Annotated in this window: 16 protein-coding genes and 4 pseudogenes; 11 read left to right on the plus strand and 9 right to left on the minus strand. The window is 71.4% G+C overall.

Translation table 11 applies throughout. From position 1 onward, the window contains the following. Positions 1–12: 12 nt before the first annotated feature. Both KN815_RS07780 and KN815_RS07785 read right to left on the minus strand, forming a co-directional pair. Positions 13–2,571 (minus strand): serine/threonine protein kinase, encoded by a 2,559-nt coding sequence (locus KN815_RS07780; protein WP_253208820.1) that lies wholly within the window; start codon positions 2,569–2,571, stop codon positions 13–15. Beyond that, on the minus strand, positions 2,568–4,283 hold the full coding sequence (locus tag KN815_RS07785) for a S1 family peptidase (protein WP_253208821.1): 1,716 nt from the start codon (positions 4,281–4,283) through the stop codon (positions 2,568–2,570). Before KN815_RS07785 ends, KN815_RS07780 begins: the two co-directional genes overlap by 4 nt. 559 nt (positions 4,284–4,842) lie before the next feature. Between KN815_RS07785 and KN815_RS07790 the strand changes: the two genes are divergently transcribed. Continuing rightward, positions 4,843–4,971, plus strand: coding sequence for an IPT/TIG domain-containing protein (locus KN815_RS07790; protein ID WP_308403643.1), 129 nt, complete (start codon positions 4,843–4,845; stop codon positions 4,969–4,971). 108 nt (positions 4,972–5,079) lie between these two features. Here the strand turns inward: KN815_RS07790 and KN815_RS07795 are convergent, their stop codons facing one another. Next, a complete protein-coding gene (locus KN815_RS07795) occupies positions 5,080–7,089 on the minus strand; it encodes a GTP-binding protein (protein WP_216341007.1) in 2,010 nt (669 codons plus the stop codon). 213 nt (positions 7,090–7,302) lie between these two features. Between KN815_RS07795 and KN815_RS52080 the strand changes: the two are divergent. The 3 genes and pseudogenes from KN815_RS52080 to KN815_RS07805 all read left to right on the plus strand — a co-directional run. Then, positions 7,303–7,374, plus strand: a pseudogene (locus KN815_RS52080) (helix-turn-helix domain-containing protein); the annotation flags it as partial. Between the two features lie 49 nt (positions 7,375–7,423). After that, positions 7,424–8,035, plus strand: a pseudogene (locus KN815_RS52085) (RNA-guided endonuclease InsQ/TnpB family protein); the annotation flags it as partial. Then, complete coding sequence (locus KN815_RS07805; RefSeq protein WP_216341008.1) at positions 8,032–8,691, plus strand: HAD family hydrolase; 660 nt, start codon at positions 8,032–8,034, stop codon at positions 8,689–8,691. The pseudogene KN815_RS52085 and the gene KN815_RS07805, both read left to right, overlap by 4 nt. Here KN815_RS07805 and KN815_RS07810 read toward each other — a convergent pair. Next, positions 8,672–9,955, minus strand: coding sequence for an NsdA family TPR-like regulatory protein (locus KN815_RS07810; protein ID WP_216341009.1), 1,284 nt, complete (start codon positions 9,953–9,955; stop codon positions 8,672–8,674). The two genes, KN815_RS07805 and KN815_RS07810, sit on opposite strands and share 20 nt — an antisense overlap. Positions 9,956–10,348: 393 nt before the next feature. On the opposite strand from KN815_RS07810, the gene KN815_RS07815 reads away from it, so the two are divergent. After that, positions 10,349–10,681, plus strand: a complete 333-nt coding sequence (locus tag KN815_RS07815) for a hypothetical protein (protein WP_216341010.1) — start codon at positions 10,349–10,351, stop codon at positions 10,679–10,681. A 458-nt stretch (positions 10,682–11,139) separates the two neighbouring features. After that, the gene (locus tag KN815_RS07820) at positions 11,140–11,430 is read left to right on the plus strand and encodes a hypothetical protein (protein WP_216341011.1); all 291 of its coding nucleotides are present in this window, start codon (positions 11,140–11,142) and stop codon (positions 11,428–11,430) included. A 787-nt stretch (positions 11,431–12,217) separates the two neighbouring features. Here KN815_RS07820 and KN815_RS50120 read toward each other — a convergent pair. Then, positions 12,218–13,108 (minus strand): recombinase family protein, encoded by an 891-nt coding sequence (locus tag KN815_RS50120; RefSeq protein ID WP_253208822.1) that lies wholly within the window; start codon positions 13,106–13,108, stop codon positions 12,218–12,220. Between the two features lie 120 nt (positions 13,109–13,228). Here KN815_RS50120 and KN815_RS50125 point away from each other — a divergent pair, with 120 nt between their 5' ends. Beyond that, a complete protein-coding gene (locus KN815_RS50125; protein WP_253208825.1) occupies positions 13,229–13,369 on the plus strand; it encodes a hypothetical protein in 141 nt (46 codons plus the stop codon). A gap of 40 nt (positions 13,370–13,409) precedes the next feature. Here KN815_RS50125 and KN815_RS50130 read toward each other — a convergent pair. Beyond that, positions 13,410–13,739: pseudogene (locus KN815_RS50130) on the minus strand (recombinase family protein); the annotation flags it as partial. Here KN815_RS50130 and KN815_RS50135 point away from each other — a divergent pair. Then, positions 13,684–14,112, plus strand: a pseudogene (locus KN815_RS50135) (zinc ribbon domain-containing protein); the annotation flags it as partial. The pseudogenes KN815_RS50130 and KN815_RS50135 overlap by 56 nt on opposite strands. 136 nt (positions 14,113–14,248) lie before the next feature. On the opposite strand, the gene KN815_RS07835 reads toward KN815_RS50135, so the two are convergent. Then, entirely contained in the window at positions 14,249–14,860 is a 612-nt protein-coding gene (locus KN815_RS07835) for a TetR/AcrR family transcriptional regulator (RefSeq protein ID WP_253208823.1), read from the minus strand. A 135-nt stretch (positions 14,861–14,995) separates the two neighbouring features. Here KN815_RS07835 and KN815_RS07840 point away from each other — a divergent pair, with 135 nt between their 5' ends. Beyond that, positions 14,996–15,823: an NAD(P)H-binding protein gene (locus tag KN815_RS07840; RefSeq protein ID WP_216341012.1), complete on the plus strand. Its 828-nt coding sequence runs from the start codon at positions 14,996–14,998 to the stop codon at positions 15,821–15,823. Between the two features lie 151 nt (positions 15,824–15,974). Here the strand turns inward: KN815_RS07840 and ku are convergent, their stop codons facing one another. Continuing rightward, entirely contained in the window at positions 15,975–17,024 is a 1,050-nt protein-coding gene (ku, locus tag KN815_RS07845; RefSeq protein WP_216341013.1) for a non-homologous end joining protein Ku, read from the minus strand. Between the two features lie 30 nt (positions 17,025–17,054). On the opposite strand from ku, the gene ligD reads away from it, so the two are divergent. Both ligD and KN815_RS07855 read left to right on the plus strand, forming a co-directional pair. Beyond that, complete coding sequence (gene ligD, locus KN815_RS07850) at positions 17,055–18,020, plus strand: non-homologous end-joining DNA ligase (protein WP_216341014.1); 966 nt, start codon at positions 17,055–17,057, stop codon at positions 18,018–18,020. Beyond that, complete coding sequence (locus KN815_RS07855) at positions 18,017–18,967, plus strand: ATP-dependent DNA ligase (protein WP_216341015.1); 951 nt, start codon at positions 18,017–18,019, stop codon at positions 18,965–18,967. The genes ligD and KN815_RS07855 overlap by 4 nt, the downstream gene beginning before the upstream one ends. Positions 18,968–19,379: 412 nt before the next feature. Here the strand turns inward: KN815_RS07855 and KN815_RS07860 are convergent, their stop codons facing one another. Continuing rightward, on the minus strand, positions 19,380–19,571 hold the full coding sequence (locus KN815_RS07860; protein ID WP_253208824.1) for a DUF7848 domain-containing protein: 192 nt from the start codon (positions 19,569–19,571) through the stop codon (positions 19,380–19,382). Positions 19,572–19,573: the final 2 nt, after the last annotated feature.

Consider the following 19,573-nt stretch of genomic DNA (forward strand, 5'->3'; position numbering starts at 1 on the left):
CCCTGTCAGACGTCACACGCGGGTCACGGGCCGGATGGCGTTCGCGTGGTCGATCAGCGCACCGAGCGCCTCGGGGCTGTCCGCCTGCCGGGCCAGCCGGCGCAGGGTCAGCTCCAATTCGGCGCGCAGCGCGCTTTCGTCCTCCCACTCTCCATACACCAGCGACGGGGATTCGGTTCCACTCCGCGGCGCTTCGCTCGCCGCGGCGGCGCGCCCCTTCCGTCCCCAGCGCCTTGAACGGGCCTGCCCGGCGGGCCCGCCCCTCCGCGCCCCGGCGCCGGACTGCCGCTGGGCCCAGTCCAGCGTCACCTCCAGCGACTCCGCGGTCAGCCGGTCGCGGGCCGGGCCCGACTCCCGCCCCTCGTCCAGATACAGCCGCGGCAGCCGGGTGCGCACCTCCGCCAGATCCTCCGCCGTCGGCAGCGCGTCGGGGTGCCCCAGCCGCCCCGACAGCACCCGCACGATGGCGATCCGCGCGGCGTCGTAGTGCCGGGAGACCTTCGGCACCCCGCCGAGGATGTCCACCGCGCCGCCCCGGTCGCCCGCCGCGAGCCGGAGCCGGGCCAGCCCGAACGCGGCGCTGCCCTGCGAGCGGTTGCGCTGCCACACCGCCTCGTAGAACCGCTTCGCGGCCTGGTGGTCGCCCAGGTGCTCGGCGCAGTAGCCCAGCGCCAGCTTCGGCGCGTACTCCCCGGGCAGGGCGCTGTAGACCTCGTCGAACTCCCGCCGGGCGTCGGCCACCGCGCCGTCCGCCAGCCGCAGCAGGGCGCGGTGCCAGGACAGCCGCCAGTCGTACGGGGCCGCCGAGCCGATCAGCTTCACGGCGGTCGCCAACTCCTGTGCCGCCGACTCCCGTTCGCCCAGCTCCAGATGGGCGCGGCAGGTGCGCAGCCGGATCTCGGCGGAGGGGCGGGGGAAGGCGTGCAACTGCTCGATCAGCCGCCGGGGCCCACTGTCGGTCGGCACGCCCAGCAGCGCCGCGCCGGGATCCGCCCCGTCCGGGAACGGCACCGGCAGCCCGGGCGGCACCTGGTCGGGGCGGGGCAGCCCGGACGCCAGCAGCGGGCGCGGGTCCCCGTCCAGCCAGCGCTCCAGGTCCGGGATCCGGCCCAGCGAGGAGTCCAGCAGCGCCGAGGTCGGGGCGAAGAGCGTGGACGGCTGCGGCTGCTCGCGGCTCAGCCGCAGCGAGTGGATCTCCCGCAGCACGCCCCACAGTTGCTCGGACATCTCCGCGGCCGACCCGAACCGCCGGTCCGGATCGGCCGCGGTGGCGCGGGCCAGCACCCGGCGGTAGGACTCGGCGCCCAGGCCCGGCGGGCGCTGGGCCTGCCGGGTGGCTCTGTCGGAGAGATCTTCGAGCGTCCTGCCGACCCCGAAGAGATCATGGCGCTCGGTAAGGGCCGAGGCGCCCCGGGCCAGCACCTCGGGGGAGGCGAACGCCTCGGTGATCACGGGCGGCCCGCCGTCCCGCTGCCCCAGCCGCCACACCGCGCCGAGGTCGATCACCTTGACCCGGTCCTCGTAGTGCATGACGTTGCTCGGCTTGAGATCGCAGTACAGCAGCTTCTCGCCGTGCAGATAGCCCACCGCGCGCAGCACCAGACAGCCGTAGGCCAGGATGTGCTCGTACAGCCGCGGCCCGTCGTACGGCTTCACCGCGTCCGCGATGTGGTCCTTGATCTGGGCGAGCGTCATCCCGCCGACGAACTCCATCACGATGTAGCCCGCCAGCGCGCTCTCGTCCCGGGGGTCGGGCTGGGTGACGTAGTTGATGATCCGGACGATGCCGGGGTGGTCGAGCATGGTCAGATAGCGGCGCTCCTCGACCGCCGTCCGCAGGGCCGCCTCGTCCTCGTTGTTGATCAGACCCTTGATGGCCACGGGCTGGTTGTCCAACTGGGTGTCCTCGGCGAGATAGACCCAGCCGAGCCCGCCGTACCCCACGCAGCCGATCACCCGGTACTGATCGCCCAGCAGATTCCCGGGGCTCAGCCGCGGGGCGAAGTCGAACGGATGGCGGCAGCGCGGGCAGTAGCCCCTGGAGAGCGCGGGCTGCCCGGCGTAGGGGGCGCCCACGATCTCCTCGCACCCCTCCCAGCCGCAGGTCTGGCCGCGCGAGGGGGGATGCGGATCGTCCATCACCAGGTCGCGCAGCGAGGGCAGTTCGACCCGGGGCAGGGCCAGCGGATCCTCGCCCGCCGGCCGTACGGTGAACTTCCGCGCCACATCGCGGCGGCGGGCACGGGCCGTGGTCGCGGTGGACTCGGACGTCAGGGCTTCGCCGGGCCGGGTGGGCGGGAAAGCGCCCGCCTGGGCGGGTGGGAAAGCGCCCGCCCGAGCAGGTGCGGAGGTGCCCGCCTGGGCAGGTGGGAAGGTGCGCGCCTGGGCGGGCGGGGGAGCGGGCTCGGGGGCGGTCGGCAGGGCCCTGCGCCCGCACTCCGTGCAGAACCCCCGGGCGTTGATCCGGCCCAGGCCCTCCCCGCGGCAGTCCGGGCGATTGCAGTGCGGGCGACCGCTGTCCGGGCGCCTGCCGTCCGTACGACTGCGGTCCGGACCACTGCCCTCCGTCATGGCGCCTCCCCCTCCGGCGGTGTGTGCACGGCGGCCACGAACCGGTCGACGGCGCGGCGGGCCTCCGGCAGATCACAGGGCACCGTGGCCAGCAGCCGCACCGCGGCCCGGTGCAGCGGGATCAGCTCCGCCCGCTCGGATTCGGCCTTGCTGCCGAGCATCGCCGTGTACGACACCAGTTGCCACTTCAGCTCCTGGACCGCGGGCTGCTGGGCGTCGATCACCCGCAGCGTCTCCTCGGCCCGCTCGGCGACCGTCCGGACCGTGTGCTCGAACGCGGCCAGCTTGGCGACGATGCGGTGGGAGCGCAGCTCGGGGTCGGAGCGCAGCCGGGTCAGATTGATCCGTAAGGCCGTCGCGTCCTCGGCGTCCGACAGGGAGGAGCGGCGCGCCCCGCGCTCGGCCGCCTCGTGCTCGCGGTCGGCGGCGAGGGCCACCCGCCCGGCGAGCTCGTCCAGCCAGGCGTCGATCCGGGCCGCCTCGGGGCGGAACAGCCGCTCGGCCAGCCGCAGTCCACGGGAACGGGGATCGCGGAAGACCAGCATCAGCCGGCCGCCCCGGTCGGCGAGCAGCTTCATGAAGCCGACCAGCGCCTCCGGATCGCGGGCGCGGTCCACGCCGACGGCCACGATGGTGAGCGGCACCGCGTTGGCCTGGACCCGGCTGAGCGGGGAGGTGTCGCCTGGCGAACGCAGATCCATCCGGTCCGCGACCCGCAGCGCGACCTCGGTGTCGGTGCGCCCGGTGACGTCGATGGCCAGGTCCACACTGCCCAGCGGCGGTACGGTGCCGTGCGGCGCGGCGGAGACCGCCTCGTCCGGGCCGCCGCCCGACAACTCGCGGTCGGCGAGCGTGATGGCGCGGCTGAGCGCCTCGTACCGCGCGTGGTCGTCGTCCTCGATGACCACGGTCTCCACATCCGCGATGCCCGGGCGCCCGCTGAGGGGCTCCCGGCGCAGCCATACGGCGAGCCGCTGGGCGAAGCCGATGTCCTGGACGCCGGTGGTCAGCGGGGAGACCAGCGGCCGGTCCACCCCGGGGTCGCCCCCTAACCAGCGGCGGACCACCGGCAGATGGCGCACGATCGTCTCCACCGGGATCATGTACGAGACGCTGAGCCGCTCGGCGGAGGGGACGCCGACGGGGTCGTCGTACCGGCTGACGACCATGCCGATCACATGCCGGGTCGCCTCGTCCTCCACCCCGGCACCGCTGAAGCCCTTACGGACCACATCCCTGGGCGACTTGGGGTCGAGCCCCACCCACTCCGCCCGCGGGCCGACCCGCCCGGCGGTCTTCGCCCGCAGGTAGTGGCCGTTGTCGAGCCCCTTGGGGAAGCCGCCCATCCACACCGGGCGGCCGAGCACCGGCGGCAGCCGGTAGAGCGGCGCGCCGTGCTCGGCGGGCTGCGGCCGGCCCAGCCGCAGCAGCGCCACATCGCCGCATCCGTCGGAGCGCTGGGGCACCCAGCCGCCGTCGGCGACGCGTGCGGGGACCGGTGCGGTGTCGGGCACCTCGACCAGGTCGACCAGCACCTCGGTGGCGGGCACCGGGAGCCCGTCGTCGGGGATCACATGGGCGCACGTCAGCACCGTCTCGCTGCCCAGAAGGATTCCGGCGCCCAGGACGTCACCGGCCGAACTCCGGATCCTTACTCGCCAAGTGCCCCCGCTGGAGGTCTCATCGGCGGTAATGCCCACTTCCGCCCCCATGTGGCAAGAGCATACGCCCGGGAGGTACGGAAGTGACCCGTCCGTCCGCTGGGTCACGGGAACGGGTGAGGGGTGGGACCGGGCCCGGAAAGGGCTGGGACCCGCATCCGGAAAGGGGGCGGGACCGGGCCCGGAGAGGGTCGGGACCGGGCCCGGAAAAGGGGTGCGACCGGGCCTGGAAAGGGGAGCGACCGGGCCCGGAAAGGGGCGTGCTGGGACGGCGTGGAGCGGGACGGCAGGCCGGGCGCGTGCGGCGCCCGGCCCGGCCCATCTCGCACGCCCGGCCATTCGGGTGACGTGGCGTCACCCTTCTTGTGGCGGGCTACGTCGGATGGATTACTGAAAGTGTGCGGTAGGTCCCCCGCCGTTGTCTTTCGGCGCTGGGGGCGCCGCGTCCTCGCCGGAGCCGGGCGCCAGGCGTACCGCGAGGAGGATCGGGCGGGTGCCCCAACGCCCGCGGTCGCGCACCGGATTTCCGTGAGCGCGAGCGGGTCCAGCCCGCCCGGTCCCGTTCACCTCAACGCCCCGCACCTCGCCTCACCTCAGGAGGGACTGCGCCATGCCCATCTCACCGAGTCAGGGATCGTCCGCCGGCGGCAACACTGTCACCATCACCGGCACCAACCTCCCATGCGGATCACGGCGGTGGCGCCGGCGGGCAGCGGCACCGTGCAGATCACGGTGGTGACGCCCGGCGGCACCAGCAACAGCCTCGTCTACACCCGGGTGGCGGGGCCCGGGATCTAACCGCGCCCAGGCGTTGCGGTTCGCGTACCCAGGCGTGCGGTTCGCGTACCTAGGCGTGCGGTTCGCGCGCCGTCCCGGCGCGCAGCGGCCGGTCGGCGCACGGCCGGGACCACCACACCCCCTCGCCGTGCGTCAGCCGGGGCAGCACACGCTCGAAACCGTGCACCCGGCGGGCCGGGATCTCGCCCCGGAGCAGCCACCCCGTGGCACCGTCCACGCTCTCGCCGATATCCGCCTCGGCGGCGGCGAGCTGGGCGGTGACCGCGGCGAGCGTCTCGGGCGGGAGTTCCAGCTCGAAGGCGTGGTACGGCTCGTACACCCGCCACCCCGCCCGCTCCAGGGCCTCATCGAGCACCACGGGGGTGACATCGCGGAAGTCGGCCGCGGTGCTCACTGGGCCGACGAACCCGGAGCGGACGAGCACGACCCGGCAGTCCGTCACCGAGCGCCCCCGGGGGCCGTGGAACAGCGTGTCGTACACGGTCTCCTCGATCGCGGTGTGGAACGCGCGGGGCAGCGCGCCCAGTTCGGTCTCGTAGCCGAAGACCACCCCGGCACCGCGCGCGGTGGGCTCGACGCGCAGCCCGACGGTCGCCCATGGCCCGGTGTGGCCGGAACGGGCGATCTCACGACCGGCCTCGCCGATCCCCGAGGGGCGTTCGACGAGCACGGGACGGCTCGGTTCGAACTCCGCCTCGACGCCGTAGTCCTGGACCAGCGTGGCCGCGATGATCTCCTTCTGCACCTCGCCGTACAGCAGCACCGAGGTGGCCCCGCCCGGCATCGCCCGCGCGTGGATCAGCGGATCCTGGTCGGCCAGGTCGAGCAGCGCGGTGTGCAGCCGGGACGCGGCGGCGGCGCCGGGCTCGCGGGCGTGGACGAGGGTCTGGAGGGTGGGCGCGGCGAAGTGCGGCCGGTCCGACGGGTCGTCGCGGACGGGCCCGAGCCGGTCGCCGACCCGGACCCCGGGCAGCCCCTTGATCCGCGCGATGTTCCCGGCGGTCAGCGGCCCCCGCGCGGCCCCCGCCGCGCCGACGACCTCCAGCGCGGTGATCTGCCCGGTGTGCTCGGTAAGGGCGCCACCGGGCTCGCGGCGGTGCAGCGTCACCCGCTGCCGCAAGGCCACCTCACCGGAGAACAGCCGCAGATACGCCGTACGGCCGCCCCGGCCGCTCCGTGTGCCCCGGCCACCCCGTGTGCCGCTGCCGCCGGACCGGCCGCCTACGCCGGATCGGCCGCCCGCACCGCGCTCCACGGCGAAGACCGTGCCCCGCGGCTCGGCCCCGCCCGGCGCGGGCGGCACCAGTCGCGCCACCCCCTCGACCAGCGCCCCGACGCCCTGACCGCTGAGCGCCGAGCTGAAGAAGACCGGATGCACCAGCCCCTCCGCCGTACGGGCCGCCAGTGTGGCCCACACCTCCCCGGCCGAGGGGAGCGGGCCGTCCACGACCCGCGCGAGCATCGCGTCATCCATCTCGGCCAGCAGCTCGGCCGCCTCGGTGCGCATCCCCGGATCGTCGAGGGAGCGCGGCCGGACGTGCGCGTTCCGCGTGCCCAGCTCCCGTACCGCCGTCAGGGGGAGGAGATGCGGTGCCAGGGTGCGCCGGATGTCGGCGAGCAGCCCCGCGTCGCGGGCGCCCGCACGGTCGATCTTGTTGATGAAGAGCAGCACCGGAAGCCGCAGTCGCCGCAGCGTCTTCATCAGCACCCGGGTCTGCGCCTGGACGCCCTCGACGGCGGACAGTACGAGCACCGCGCCGTCGAGCACGCCGAGGGCGCGTTCGACCTCGGCGATGAAGTCGGAGTGGCCAGGGGTGTCGATCAGGTTGAGCTGGGTGTCCCCGGCGGTGAGGGACGCGACCGCGGTCCGTACGGTGATACCGCGCTGCCGCTCGATCTCGCCGGTGTCGGTCTGGGTGTCCCCGGCGTCGACGCTGCCGAGCCGGTCGATCACCCCGGCGTCGTAGAGCAGCCGCTCGGTGAGGCTGGTCTTACCGGCGTCGACATGGGCGAGCACGCCGATGTTGAGGGTCTGTGAGACCCGTGGAGAGCTGGGCATGGATGCTGAAGTCCTCGAAGACGGTCGTCCGGTAGGGGCGCTGGGTCGTTCCGAGGAATCGGCGCATCTGTCGCTCCTGTGCTCCTGCTCGTAGCGGTGAGGTCCCGGACATCGTGGACATGGGGGCGGGCGGAGGCAACCGAATTACGGGCGCGTGAGGACTGGACCAAACGTTCCCATCGATACTCATGAGCCGCTTGCGTAGCGTGGTTTGTGCAGCTTCGGTATCGCTTCCGCCTGTATCCGAGTGCTGGTCAGCGCGCGGCGCTGGCACGGGCGTTCGGGTGCGCGCGGGTGGTCTACAACGACGCGCTTCGGGCTCGGAAGACCGCCCGACAGCGCGGGCCGGTACTTCGCGAGCTTCGTCGTCGGGACTGGCCCCGAGGCGGCCCTGCCGAAGGCATCCCGCGAGGTGGGCATCGATCTCGGGCTCACGCACTTCGTGGTGCTCTCCAATGGGACGAAGGTCGACTCTCCGCGCTTTCTACGCCGTGCGGAGAAGCACCTGAAGAAGGCTCAGCGCGCCTTGTCCCGTAAGGAGAAGGGCAGCAGGAACCGGGACAGGGCCCGGCGGAAGGTGGCTCGCGTTCATGCGCGGGTTGCCGATGCGCGGCGCGAGTTCCACCACCAGTTCTCCACTCGGCTGATCCGCGAGAACCAAGCGGTCGCGGTGGAGGATCTGGCGGTGCAGGGTCTCGCCCGTACGCGTCTGGCCAAGTCGGTACGCGACGCTGGATGGTCGGCGTTCGTCAACCACTGTTCATGCAGTCTGAGCATGCCTGGTCAGAGCGGTCCACGCATTCGCGCAAAGCCAGATGCCCCGGCCGTTGTCTGCGGACCGGGGGCTCACGTGGATCGGCTCACCCGGCCTGTGGGCCCTGACCTGCCAGACGTCCGGCGGGCAGGGGAGACGCGTACTCCGTTTGGCCTACGCTGCTCTTCATGATCCGAGCTGTGGTTTTCGATGTCGGCGAGTGCCTGGTGGACGAGACCCGTGAGTACGGCACGTGGGCGGATTGGTTGGGGGTGCCCCGGCACACGTTCGCGGCGATGTTCGGGGCTGTGATCGCCCAGGGTCGGGACTACCGCGAAACCTTCCAGGTCTTCCGCCCCGGATTCGATCTGTACGAAGAGCGGGAGAAGCGGGCCCAGGCGGGCCAGCCCGAGCACTTCGACGACAGCGACCTGTATCCGGATGTCCGTCCGACGTTGGCGGCGCTGCGGGGTGCCGGGTTGTGGGTGGGCATCGCGGGCAACCAGACCGTACGCGCTGGGGGCATACTGCGCTCTCTCGACCTCCCGGCCGATTTCATCGCCACGTCCGATGACTGGGGCGTGTCCAAGCCTGATCCGGCGTTCTTCTCCCATGTGGCGGACGCGGCCCCCTGCGGGGCTGAGGAGATCCTTTACGTGGGTGACCGGATGGACAACGACATCCGCCCGGCGGACAAGGTCGGCATGAAGACCGCGTTGATCCGGCGCGGGCCGTGGGCCACGATCCAGTGGGATGATCCGGACGCTGCCGCGATTCCGACCTTCCGCGTCCACAGTCTCGCCGAGTTGCCGGAGCTGGTTGCCGGGCTCAGCGCTGAAGAGCGCTGACAGTCGTTCCCCATCCGTACATTCGATCATCGAGAGCGCGGACCCACGATTCGTCTCGCCAGGCATGCAGCCGCTTGCGGACGTCGCGAATCCGCTCCATGCCGACGGCGTACCAGGTGGTGCTCAGTTGATCGAGTGCTTCATTGGCCCATCGGCAGGCTTCTTCCGGCTTGCCTGCGGCGGCCTCCACGGCGGCCAGGTCGCCGAGGATGATCGTCCGCTGTTTGCCATCGCTGGCGGGCAGGTTGTCGAGCACGTCCAGCAGCGTGGCACGGGCCTGGGCCGTGTGCCCGGCGATCAACTGCGTGTTGCCTTTGAAGGCGGCGAGGCGGACGGGGGTGAACCAGTCCATCCACATCGGGCACGGCTCGTCCGTATCGCCTTCGGCTAGTACGTCTTCGGCGTGGGCGATCAGGCGCAGCGCAGTACGGGTGTCGCTGCACCGTGTCATGCATTCGGCCTCGACGGCGTCGAGCCAGGCAAGCATCATCGCGGGGGCGTTGCCCCTGCGGGCGTACGCACGGGCGGCGGACATCCGCTCTTCGGCGTCTTCCCTCTGGCCTGCCCAGCCTGGGATGAACGCGGTATGAGCCAGGATCGCCGCTCCGAGTAGCGCGTCGTCGGCTTCCCCGGCGGCCTGGAGGCCACGCACAAACGCGTTTCCTGCGGCCTGGGGCTGCTGGAGATCGAAGAAGTCGATACGCCCGGCCAGTAGATAGGACTCGGCGAGGGCGGCGGCAAGGGTGGTGCGGCAGCGGCCGGTTGTCTCGCCCATGAGTGCTGTGCCAAGACGGGTGTGTTCCACCACGCTGGCGTGGAGTTGGGAGGGCTGCACAGACCAGTACAAGCGTCGGTGAGCGTTGGTGATCGCGGCGAAATCGGTTCCTGCGGTGGCGGGTTGCGTGGCAGCGCTCGCGATGGGAAGTGGCCCGGGGGCGGGGCCGATCGCGGGAGCGCCTGACGCCGTGACGGGCCGTCGACTGCCGCCCTCCGGTGCCGAACCAGCCCTGCCCCACGGTGCGGTGAAGCCCAGTTCCTCGATGGGCTGGCCCAGTAGGTGCGTCAGTACACGCTGCACATCAGGTTGCGGCCATGGCGGATTCGCCGACTCCCAGCGGCGGACCTGGCGCACGCTGATCTGCAACGACCGTATGCCGAGCTGGGGGGCGGTGTTACGGATCGCCTCTGCGAACGCTTCCTGAGAGGCGTATCCCGCTGCCTGCCGGGCGGCCTTCAGCCGCGCGTTTCCTACTGGCCTGGGCATTGGACTTCCTCACAGCTTCAGACGGGAATGGTCAGCTCAGCCCACCGTAGCCACGGAAGGCCGGTTTGGGGACCCTTACCACCACAGCCTCCCCGTTAAGACCTCAGGAAGTCCTCTAGCCGTCCCCTAAGCGGCCTTTTATGGGACGTCCTGTACCTCCAGTATTTCCAAGGTGGGAGTTGCTGTCTCCGGGACAGGCTGACAGCTCCTGCCCTCACGCCTTCTGTGGCTTGGCGGCTGTGAGGCGGACTCGTGTCCCTGACTGTCCCGAAGAGAAGACCCCGGCGGCGCGGGTGGCGCCCCAGAGCGTGGCCAACCTGTGGCGCATGAGCGTCGGAGGGACGTGCCTCGGGTGGAGTTGCTGTGCGCTCCGCACGGGATGGTGGTGGTCAGGTGAGCACACAACCGCGCTTGCTGCCGTGGCCCGGCCCTGCGGGGCAGCGGTGCTATCTGGTCTCGGATGCGGACAGTGAGGGCTACCTGTCGAAGCTGGCTGACGAGATGGAAGCGGTTCAGCTTCAGATGGGCACGGAACTCATCGGCCATGCCCACCTGATGCTCGGCGACCGGAAAACGGACGCCCGAGAGCTCCGCTACCTCTCCAACCGCTTGATCGAAGCCCTGCAAGACGCGCTCCGGATCGCGGAGAGTCGCGGCGGGCGTCTGCCCGTGCCCGACGAAGCCGAGAGCTACGGACCGGCTCAGACAGAGGAGGGGGCGCAATGAGTGAAGCGTCAGGAGGCTGGCAGGTCGGTCCGGCACCGGGGCGTGGCCTACGTCTCAGGAAAGACGGTCTGCTTGAACTGCCGCTTCACGTGCTCCGCCCCGGTCGCGCGTCCCTGGCATCGCTGGTGCTGACGGTGGCGGAAGCGGAGCAACTGCACGCCGCCTTGTGCTACGCGCTCGGCAGTGAGCCCGCGCCCGAAGACGCGCCGGAGTGCCGTAAGCCGGTCCGTTACCCAGGTGGCCGACAGAAGTACTGAGGCCGGTCCGTACGGAATCACGCGCAACAACTGAAGAAGCAATACCGCACCACCCCTCTCGCCTCGACAGCTTCCGGGGTGGTCCGGCTGGGGCTCAATGGCGAACCCGGTGCCGATGGTACCGGGGTCGTCGTCGTGCTCTCACTCGACGTTCCCGGTGAACCATTTGTCAGTTGGTTTGAATGAAAGGGGAGTTGGCCGATGTACGGCCCTGGGAACGACGGGTTCGACGGTGAGGCGGTAGACCTGGAGGCGGGGATATGGGTGCGCGGAGTGGACTACCTGAGCGGCTGGCGGGACGCGCGCGAGGCCGCAACCGAGTTGGGTGACGCGCTGAGGCTCGTGGGTGTGGACTCGGCAGGGTTGCGGCTGCGTGCCGCTTCGGGCGCGGACGGGGCCGGGGTGGTGCGGCTTGAGCTGTCGGCGGGGTCGGCGCGTGAGGTGGCGATGCTGGCGCGGGTGACGGCTGCCCGGTGGGGCAGGGCGAGTTGATCGGGGTGGCCGGTGACGGGCCTGCGTCGGGGGATCGGTGCGCTGTGGGCACGCCGCCGGCCGTAGCGGCTTTTGGGCGGGAGCTGCCACGGGGCGAGAGAACAGGGGGCCTTACGCTGGCCCGGCGAATCGGGCGGGTCTGTGATCCTGCGTGCGTTTGCGACCGATGGGCCCCCTGTTCTTGGAGGCTCGCCCCGTGGTGGCTGCCTAAAAGCCGCGTAGGCCGTCGGCCCCCGGCCACAACGCCCCCGCCCCGGACGGTGGTCGGCTCCTCGGTGAGTGATCGCGGGGGCGCTGGCCAGTGTGGGCGGTGGGCGTCCGACGGGACCGGCGGCCACGCCGCAGCCCGGCGGGGCGGCCGGACCGCCCGGCGCGCCGAAGGCGCGCCCTTGAGTAAGTGAAGACAAGTTTCGACACCTCGCCCGTGCGCCGGTCTGCCCGGTGGTCGGCTGACGGTCGGCGGCGGCTCGGTGCGCTGCGTGAGGGCGCTTGGGCGGGACGCTGGCCGGGCCGAGTGATTGTCAGTGCCCGGCGACAACATATGAGTACGAGTGACAAGTGAGCATCTGTGCGAGATGCGCGACGAGTTCGAAAGGGAGTGACGGCTATGGCCTGCCGCGATCCCCCATCCCCGTGCATACCTTCGGAGGCATATCCTGCGCGCTCAGCGCCCTGACCATGACCAGCGATCACGAGCCATACGACGGCAAGCGGCGAATTTCCCCACGCGGATCGGACCGAAGAGCGCGGCGCGGCTTGCCCGGCTCCTCGGCCCGCCCGTCGAACGTTAATCCAGCGGGTTGGGCTCGATCTCGATCCGGTCGAAGTCCAGCCCCCGCCCCCGTTTCTCGGTGGGGTGGATGATCACAGCGGCGAACAGGAACCGGAAGATAGCATTCATCCGGTCGTAGTCCTCCGCCTTCTCCAGCTCCCGCCACGATGTGCGCGCATGCGGCCCGGCGATGCCTTCCAGTACGGCAACGGGCCGCTGCACGGTCCTGCGCTGACGCTCCTTGATGCGGTCCTCGATGGTGCGGCGCATGGCCCGGTACTCCGGTGTGGGAATCTCCTTGGCGAGCCACATTTCATTGAGCTCCGCGAGCTGGGCGGCGTCGTCGTCATCGGCTTCCACATCGCTTGGCGGCCGGGTTGTGGTGGCGGGCTGGTGGCCGGTGATGTCGAGCTTTTCCGGCGCTTCGAGTGCCACGTCCCGGGCGAAGTCTTCCAGCGGTTCGGCGGTGATCGCGCGTTTGCACTGCTGGTCGCCGTTGAGGGCGGCGCGGGTGCACCGGTAGATGGGCTTGGTCTTGTTGCTGCTGCCGGACATGCGCATGCCGCAGGTGCACATGACCACGCCGCGCAGCAGATAGTAGCGGTGAGTGCGCGTGCTCTTCCCGCTGTGCGCGGCCCGGTATGTGCGCAGATGCTGCACCTCCTCCCACTGGCCCACGTCGATGACCGGCGTCCAGTTGCCCATGCCGATGCGCTGCCCCTGGTGCGTCCGGATGCCCGCCACGTAGGGCATGGACAGCAGATTGCGGACCTTGTTGCCCTGCCACTGCGCGCCCTCGGCAGTGGTGAGCTGGCGTGCGTGCAGGTCCCTGGCTATGGAGCTCGCTGATTCCCCGTCCAGGAAGCGGCGGAAGACTTCCCGGATCACCTCGGCCTCCTCCTCCACGATGGTGCGCCCGTCCTTGGCGTAGCCGTACCGGCGCCCACCGTGCGGCTCACCCGCGCGGGCCCGGTCCTCCAGCGCCGATTTCGTGCGGCGTGAGGTGTCGTCGGATGACCGGCAGGCGTGGGCTACTTCGATGCGCAGGATGAACCGGTCATCGGGGTCGGAGAGGTCCTTGCGGTTGGCCTGGCCGTGCAGGATGACGTGACGGTCGTCGGCGATGGTCAGGAGTTCTTCGAGGTCGGTCCTTGGGTTGCCGCATGAGCCGGTCGGGGTGGTAGACGATCACGTGCCGGTAGGCGCCTTCGGCCATCCGAGTCAGCAAGGCGTCCCAGCCGGGCCGCTTGCGGTCGCGCTTCCACGCCGAGCGGTTGTTATCGACGAACACATCGGCAACGTGCGCGCCGAGCCTCTCGGCTATCTCACGGCAGATCCGCTCTTGGCGGTCAACGCCGGTCTGGTCGTCGTCGCCTGCCTGCGAGATGCGGCAGTAGACCGCCGCTTCGTTGCGAACTGCCTTGTGGTGCTGCGTTGTTGTCGATCGCGTCATGCTTGGACTGTATGAAACACCACTGACATTCGTGGCCATGCTGGAGTACAAGGCCGCACGGTACGGGCGCACTTTCGTGCGCATCGGCCGGTTCGAGCCCACCAGCCAGGTGTGCTCGCGGTGCGGCGCCAAGGACGGTCCCAAGCCTCTGCACATCCGTACCTGGACGTGCAGAGGATGCGGGGCCGTTCTTGACCGAGACATCAACGCGGCGGTCAATATCGTGCTCGTCGCCGTCAACCCTGGCGCCGCGCAGACGCTGACCTTCGACCTGTCCCGCTTCGGCCAGGTCACCGGGGGCACCGGCTGGTTGGTGCCGCGCTGGTCCAGCCGCACCTCGGGCACCGGCGATCCGTACACCGCGCGCCGGGACACGGCGCTGGACGGCAAGCGGCTGAGCGTTCCGTTCGCCGAGCAGTCGGTGCAGACGTTCCAGATCGACGGAGTGGTGGAGTAGGGCTGGGTCTCACACCTGGAGCGGGGTCTCGCACCTGGAGGGGCCGCACGCCTGGCGGGGGCCGCACGCCGGAGCGGGGTCTCGCACCTGGAGGGGGCCGCACGCCGGAGCGGGGCCTCACGCCTGGAGCGGGGTCTCAGGCCGCCAGGTGGCGGACGATACGGCGCAACTGCTCCTCCCACCGCTCCTGGAACTCCGGCGAGTCCGGCTCGATGCCGAAGATCTGACGGACGGCGTGCGGCATCGTGGCGGGTGCGGAGACCACGGCGTAGCACATCAGCAGCACGGCGGCCGGGTCGAGGTCGTCCGCCAGCTCGCCCGCCGCCTGCCGGCGCCGCATATCGGACAGGTCCTCGGGATGCTCGTCCGGCGCCGCCTCGCCGGTCAGCCCGCGCCAGACGGCCAGCCGGATGGCGCGGGGGTCGTCGAACGCCTCCCGGAGGTAGCGGATGATCAGCTCCTCGAAGGGGACCGCGGGGTCGTTGAAGGTCGCCTCGCGCGCCAGCCACTCGCGGGTGAGCTCCTGGTAGAGGCCCTCCTTGCCGCCGAAGTAGTAGGCGATGAGCTGCTTGTTGAGGCCCGCCCGGTCCGCGATGTCCTGGACGCGGGCGCCCGCGAACCCCTTCTCGGAGAACACGTCCCTGGCCGCCTCCATCAGCAGCCGCCGGGAGCGCTCCGGGCACTGCTTGCGCTCCTCGGGAGTGGGGGCGCGGCGGGGCCTCTTGGGCGTCCCCTGCATGGTCGTCATCTCCTCTTCCTCGGCCCGGACAGGCTAGCCGGGGGTTCCCGGCAGGGTCTCATCTAACCGTTTGACAACATCATCCGTTTGGATGAGCCTGACTGCGGTTATGTATCCATCGCAGGACACGCGAGGAGATTCATCATGTTCGTGGTGACCGGAGCCACCGGAAACGTCGGCGGTTACGTCGTGAAGGAGCTGGCCGACGCGGGCGCCGAGGTGCTCGCGCTCACCCGCGACCCCGAGGCGGCCCGGCTGCCGGAGGGCGTCCGGGCGGCCCGCACCGAGGAGCTGCCCCTGGACGGCGCCACGGCGCTGTTCCTCAACCCCGCGGTGGTCTGGCAGGTCGGGTCCGAGAAGATCCTTGAGCGGGCCAAGGCGAGCGGTGTACGGCGGATCGTGATGCTCTCCTCGTCCTCCGTCCTTCAGGACCTCGATCCGCAGTCGAACCCGATCGGCGTCCGCCACCGCGCGCTGGAGGACGAGGTCGAGGCCACGGGGCTGGAGTGGACGTTCATCCGCCCGGGCGGCTTCGCGGCGAACGCCCTCCAGTGGGTGGACCAGATCAAGGCCGGGGATGTGGTGTACGGGCCGTACGCCGGGGCGCAGATGGCGCTCATCCACGAGGCCGACATGGGCGCGGTCGCCGCGCGTGCCCTGCTCGCCGACGACCTCGTCGGCAAGACCCCCGAGCTGACCGGGCCCGAGTCGCTGAGCTTCGCCGACCAGGTGCGCACCATCGGTGAGGTCATCGGGCGGCCGCTGCGGTACGAGGAGATCCCGCCCGAGGTGGCGCGGGAGCGGATGGCCGGCGGGTTCCTCACGCCGGAGATGGCGGACTCGCTGCTGCGCGTCTTCGCGGAGTTGGTGGACCGGCCGCAGGCGGTCTCGCCGGAGGTGGAGCGCATCACGGGGCGCCCCGGGCGTACGTTCGCGCAGTGGGTGGAGGACCGGGCGGCCGCGTTCCGCTGACCGGGGTTGCGCCTGCGGCGCCCCTTCCCGGACCGTGGGGCTCCGCTCCCTGGACCCCGGACGGGCTGAAATCAGCCCCTCCGGCGTTTGAGGAGCGGGGTCCGGGGCGGAGCCCCGGTTGTGGGAAGGGGCGGGTAGGGGAAAGCCCGACTCAGGAGGCGGTCCGCGTGCCGCGCTTGCCCGTCTGCTTCTTCGCGGTGGCCTTCTTGGCCGCGGCCTTCTTCGTGCCCGTCTGCTTCTTCCCGGCGGGCTCCTTCTCCGCGGTCTTGGCGGTCTTCGCCGCCGCCTTCTTCCCGCCCGCGGCGGTCTTCTTGGCCGCGGCCTTCTTCGCCGGTGCCTTCTTGCGGCCGCGCAGCTCGTGGACCGTCGCCGCCGCCGCTTCCTCTTCCTCCTCCTGGGCTTCGCCCGCCCCGGCCCCCTCGCCCCGGGCCTCCCTGGCGCTGCGGACGCTCTCCTCCAGCGCCGCCATCAGGTCGACCACCTGCGCGCCCGCGGGCCGCTCACCGGGCTCGGCGGCGGGCGTGGCACCGGACAGCTTCGCCGCCACCAGCTCCTCCAGCGCCTCGTGGTACTCGTCGCGCAGATCGTTCAGATCCACCTCGCCGAGGGTCTCCATCAGGGTGTCGGCGAGGTCCAGTTCGGCCGGTTTGACGGTCACCTTCTCCTTGGGGGCCACCCCCGCGGGCTCGCGCACCTCGTCGGGCCAGAGCAGCCGGTGCAGCGCGATGGTGTCGCCCACGACGCGGAGCATCCCCAGCCGCTCGCGGCCACGGTGGGCGTATTTGGCGATGGCGACCTTCTCGCTGCGCTTGAGCGCCTCGCGCAGCAGGGTGTACGGCTTGGCCCCGGCGGCGCCGGTGGTGCCCAGGTAGTAGGCGTCGCCCATTTGCAGCGGGTCGATCTCGGCGGCGGAGATGAACGCCTCGATCTCCAGGGTGTGGGTGGTGGGCAGCGGAAGGGCCGCGAGGTCCTCCTCGGTGATCGGGACCAGCGCGCCGTCCGCGTCCTCGTACGCCCGCCCGATCTCGCTCGACTCGACCGGAGTGTCCTCCAGCTCGCAGACCTTGCGGTAGCGGATGCGGCCGCCGTCGCGGGTGTGGATCTGCCGGAACGAGATCGAGTGGTCCTCGGTGGCCGGATAGATCTTGATCGGAATGCTCACCAGGCCGAAGGAAATGTTCCCATTCCAGATAGATCGCATGCTTGATCCCTTTCGTGAGATTCTTATCGTATGTCCCCGATCGCGGAGGTGGAGGGGCGGCGGATCACGCTCAGGAACCTCGACAAGGTCATCCATCCGGCCACCGGCACCACCAAGGGCGAGCTGCTGCACTACCTGGCGTCGGCCGCGGACCCGCTCCTCGGCCATCTGCATGGTCGGCCGCTGGCGTTCCTCCGCTACCCGGACGGCCCCGACGGCCAGAAGTTCTTCACCAAGAACCCGCCTCCGGGCACGCCTTCCTGGGTGACGACGGCCGAGGTCACCCGCCATAAGGGGGAGACCGCGGAGCAGGTGCTGATCCAGGACCTGCCCTCGCTGATGTGGGCGGCCAACCTCGTGGTGGAGCTGCATGCCCCGATGTGGCGGATCGACCAGGGCGTGGGCATCGCCGACCGGCTCGTCTTCGACCTCGACCCCGGGCCGCCCGCCACGATCGTGGACTGCCGCGTCGTGGCCGTATGGCTGCGTGAGCGGCTGGCCGGTGACGGCCTTACGGCGTACGCGAAGACCAGTGGCTCCAAGGGGCTGCATCTGCTGGTGCCGGTGGAGCCGACCCCCTCCCGGCAGATCACCGCCTACGCCAGACGGCTGGCCCTGGAGGCCGCCAACGCCATGCCGGACCTGGTCATCCGCAAGATGACCCGCGCGCTGCGGCCGGGGAAGGTGTACGTGGACTTCAGCCAGAACGCGGCCGCGAAGACCACCGCCGCCCCCTACACCCCCCGCGCCCTCCCCGAACCGGCCGTTTCCACTCCCGTCACCTGGGAGGAGGTCGAGGAGTGCCGCGCCCCGGCGGCGCTGTCCTTCCTGATCGACGACATCCCGGCGCGGCTCGAACGCCACGGGGATCTGCTCGCCCCGCTGCTGGACCCGGCGCGGGCGCGCCCGCTGCCGACGGGGGAGGGCGGCGCCGGTGAAGGCGACGGGGAAGGCGGGGACGAGGGCGCCGGCGACGAAGGCGCGGTCGACCGATGACGTCGTCCCCTGAGCCGCCCCTTCAGCCGCCTCTTCAGCCGCCCGTGGACGTGGCGCTGGCCCGCGTCGTCCCCACCCTGCCGACCGCCCCGCCCGGACGGCGGCTGGCGTACGAGCCCAAGTTCGACGGCCATCGGCTGCTGATCTTCCGGCTGGTGGACGCCGTAAGGATGCAGGCCCGCTCCGGCCGCATCATCACCCGCGCCTTCCCCGACCTGGAGGCCGCCGCGCGGCCGCTGCCGCCCGGCACGGTCCTCGACGGCGAGGTGGTGGTGTGGGCGGGCGACCGTACGGACTTCGCCGCCGTCCAGAAGCGCGCCTTCGCCGCGTCCGAGTCGCGGGCGGGGAGGCTGGCCCGGGAACTGCCCGCCTCCTACGCCGCCTTCGACCTGCTCGCGATCGGCGAGGAGGATCTGCGGCCGCTGCCGTACGCGGAGCGCCGGGCCAGGCTGATGGCGCTCCTCGAACCGCTCGGCCCACCACTTCAGGCCGTGCCGATGACGACCGATCCACAGCTCGCCGCCACCTGGTACGAGGCGCTTCCGGAGATCGGGGTCGAGGGTCTGGTCGTCAAGGAGCTGGACCAGCCCTACCGGCCGGGCCGCCACTGGCGGAAGGTGCGCCATTCGGAGACCCGTGACGCCGTCGTCGTCGGCGTCGTCGGCCCCCGGCTCCGCCCGCGCGCCCTGGCGCTGGTGCTTCCCGGCGACGACGCGCCCGTCATCTCCGCCCCGCTCGCCACGGCCGTCCGCGCCCAGCTCAGCACGGCCCTGCGCGATCTGCCCGACCCCCAGCCCCCGCCCGCCGAACTGCCCACCGCACTGGACCGGGTCGGCGCCGAGATCGCCTACCGCCCGATCGCCCCGGACCTGACGGTCGAGGTCCGCCAGGAAAGCACGGTCCGCCACGCGGCGACGACGGTCATGCGCCTCCGCATCCCCGACTGACCTCCCGGGGCCACCGGCGGGAGGGGGCGGGGTCGCACCCACCCAACACCCGGCCCCGGGGCCGAATACCGAGTGCGGACCGTGGGCGCCTCCGGCGGGCAGCCCCCACCCCGCCCCTTCCCACAGCATCACTATGCGGCTCCCCCGCGTGGGGGGCTCCGCCCCGGGCCCCGCTCCTCAAACGCCGGAGGGGCTGAATTCACGGCCCCCGGGCCGAACGCGGGACGGGCAGGCGCCCGGTGCCACCGGCGGGTGGCCGCGAGACAGCGGGAGGGGGCGGGGTCGCAGGGGTGGTGTCCTGGACGCTCTCGCATATTTGTGGCGCCAATCTCCGGCCCACTCCACGCTCCTGGGCACCGGCGCCGTAAATATGCGGTCCAGGGCGCCGCACCGGAGGCCCCGCCCCGGGCGCCTATTCTTCCCGCGTCACCCGCGCATGGTCCGTCACCACTCGGCGGAAGAGATCATGACCAGTCCGGCCGGTGTGGCGTAGACACCACTGCTGCGCTTCCTCCTGCCCTTCCTGTGGGCCGGACTCCTCGCCACAGCCGGACGTGGCGCAGAACGCTTCGTATGTGACTCCGCCGTCTGGCACGTGCCGGATGG

The organism is Streptomyces niphimycinicus (assembly GCF_018883605.1).
Classification (GTDB): domain Bacteria; phylum Actinomycetota; class Actinomycetes; order Streptomycetales; family Streptomycetaceae; genus Streptomyces; species Streptomyces niphimycinicus.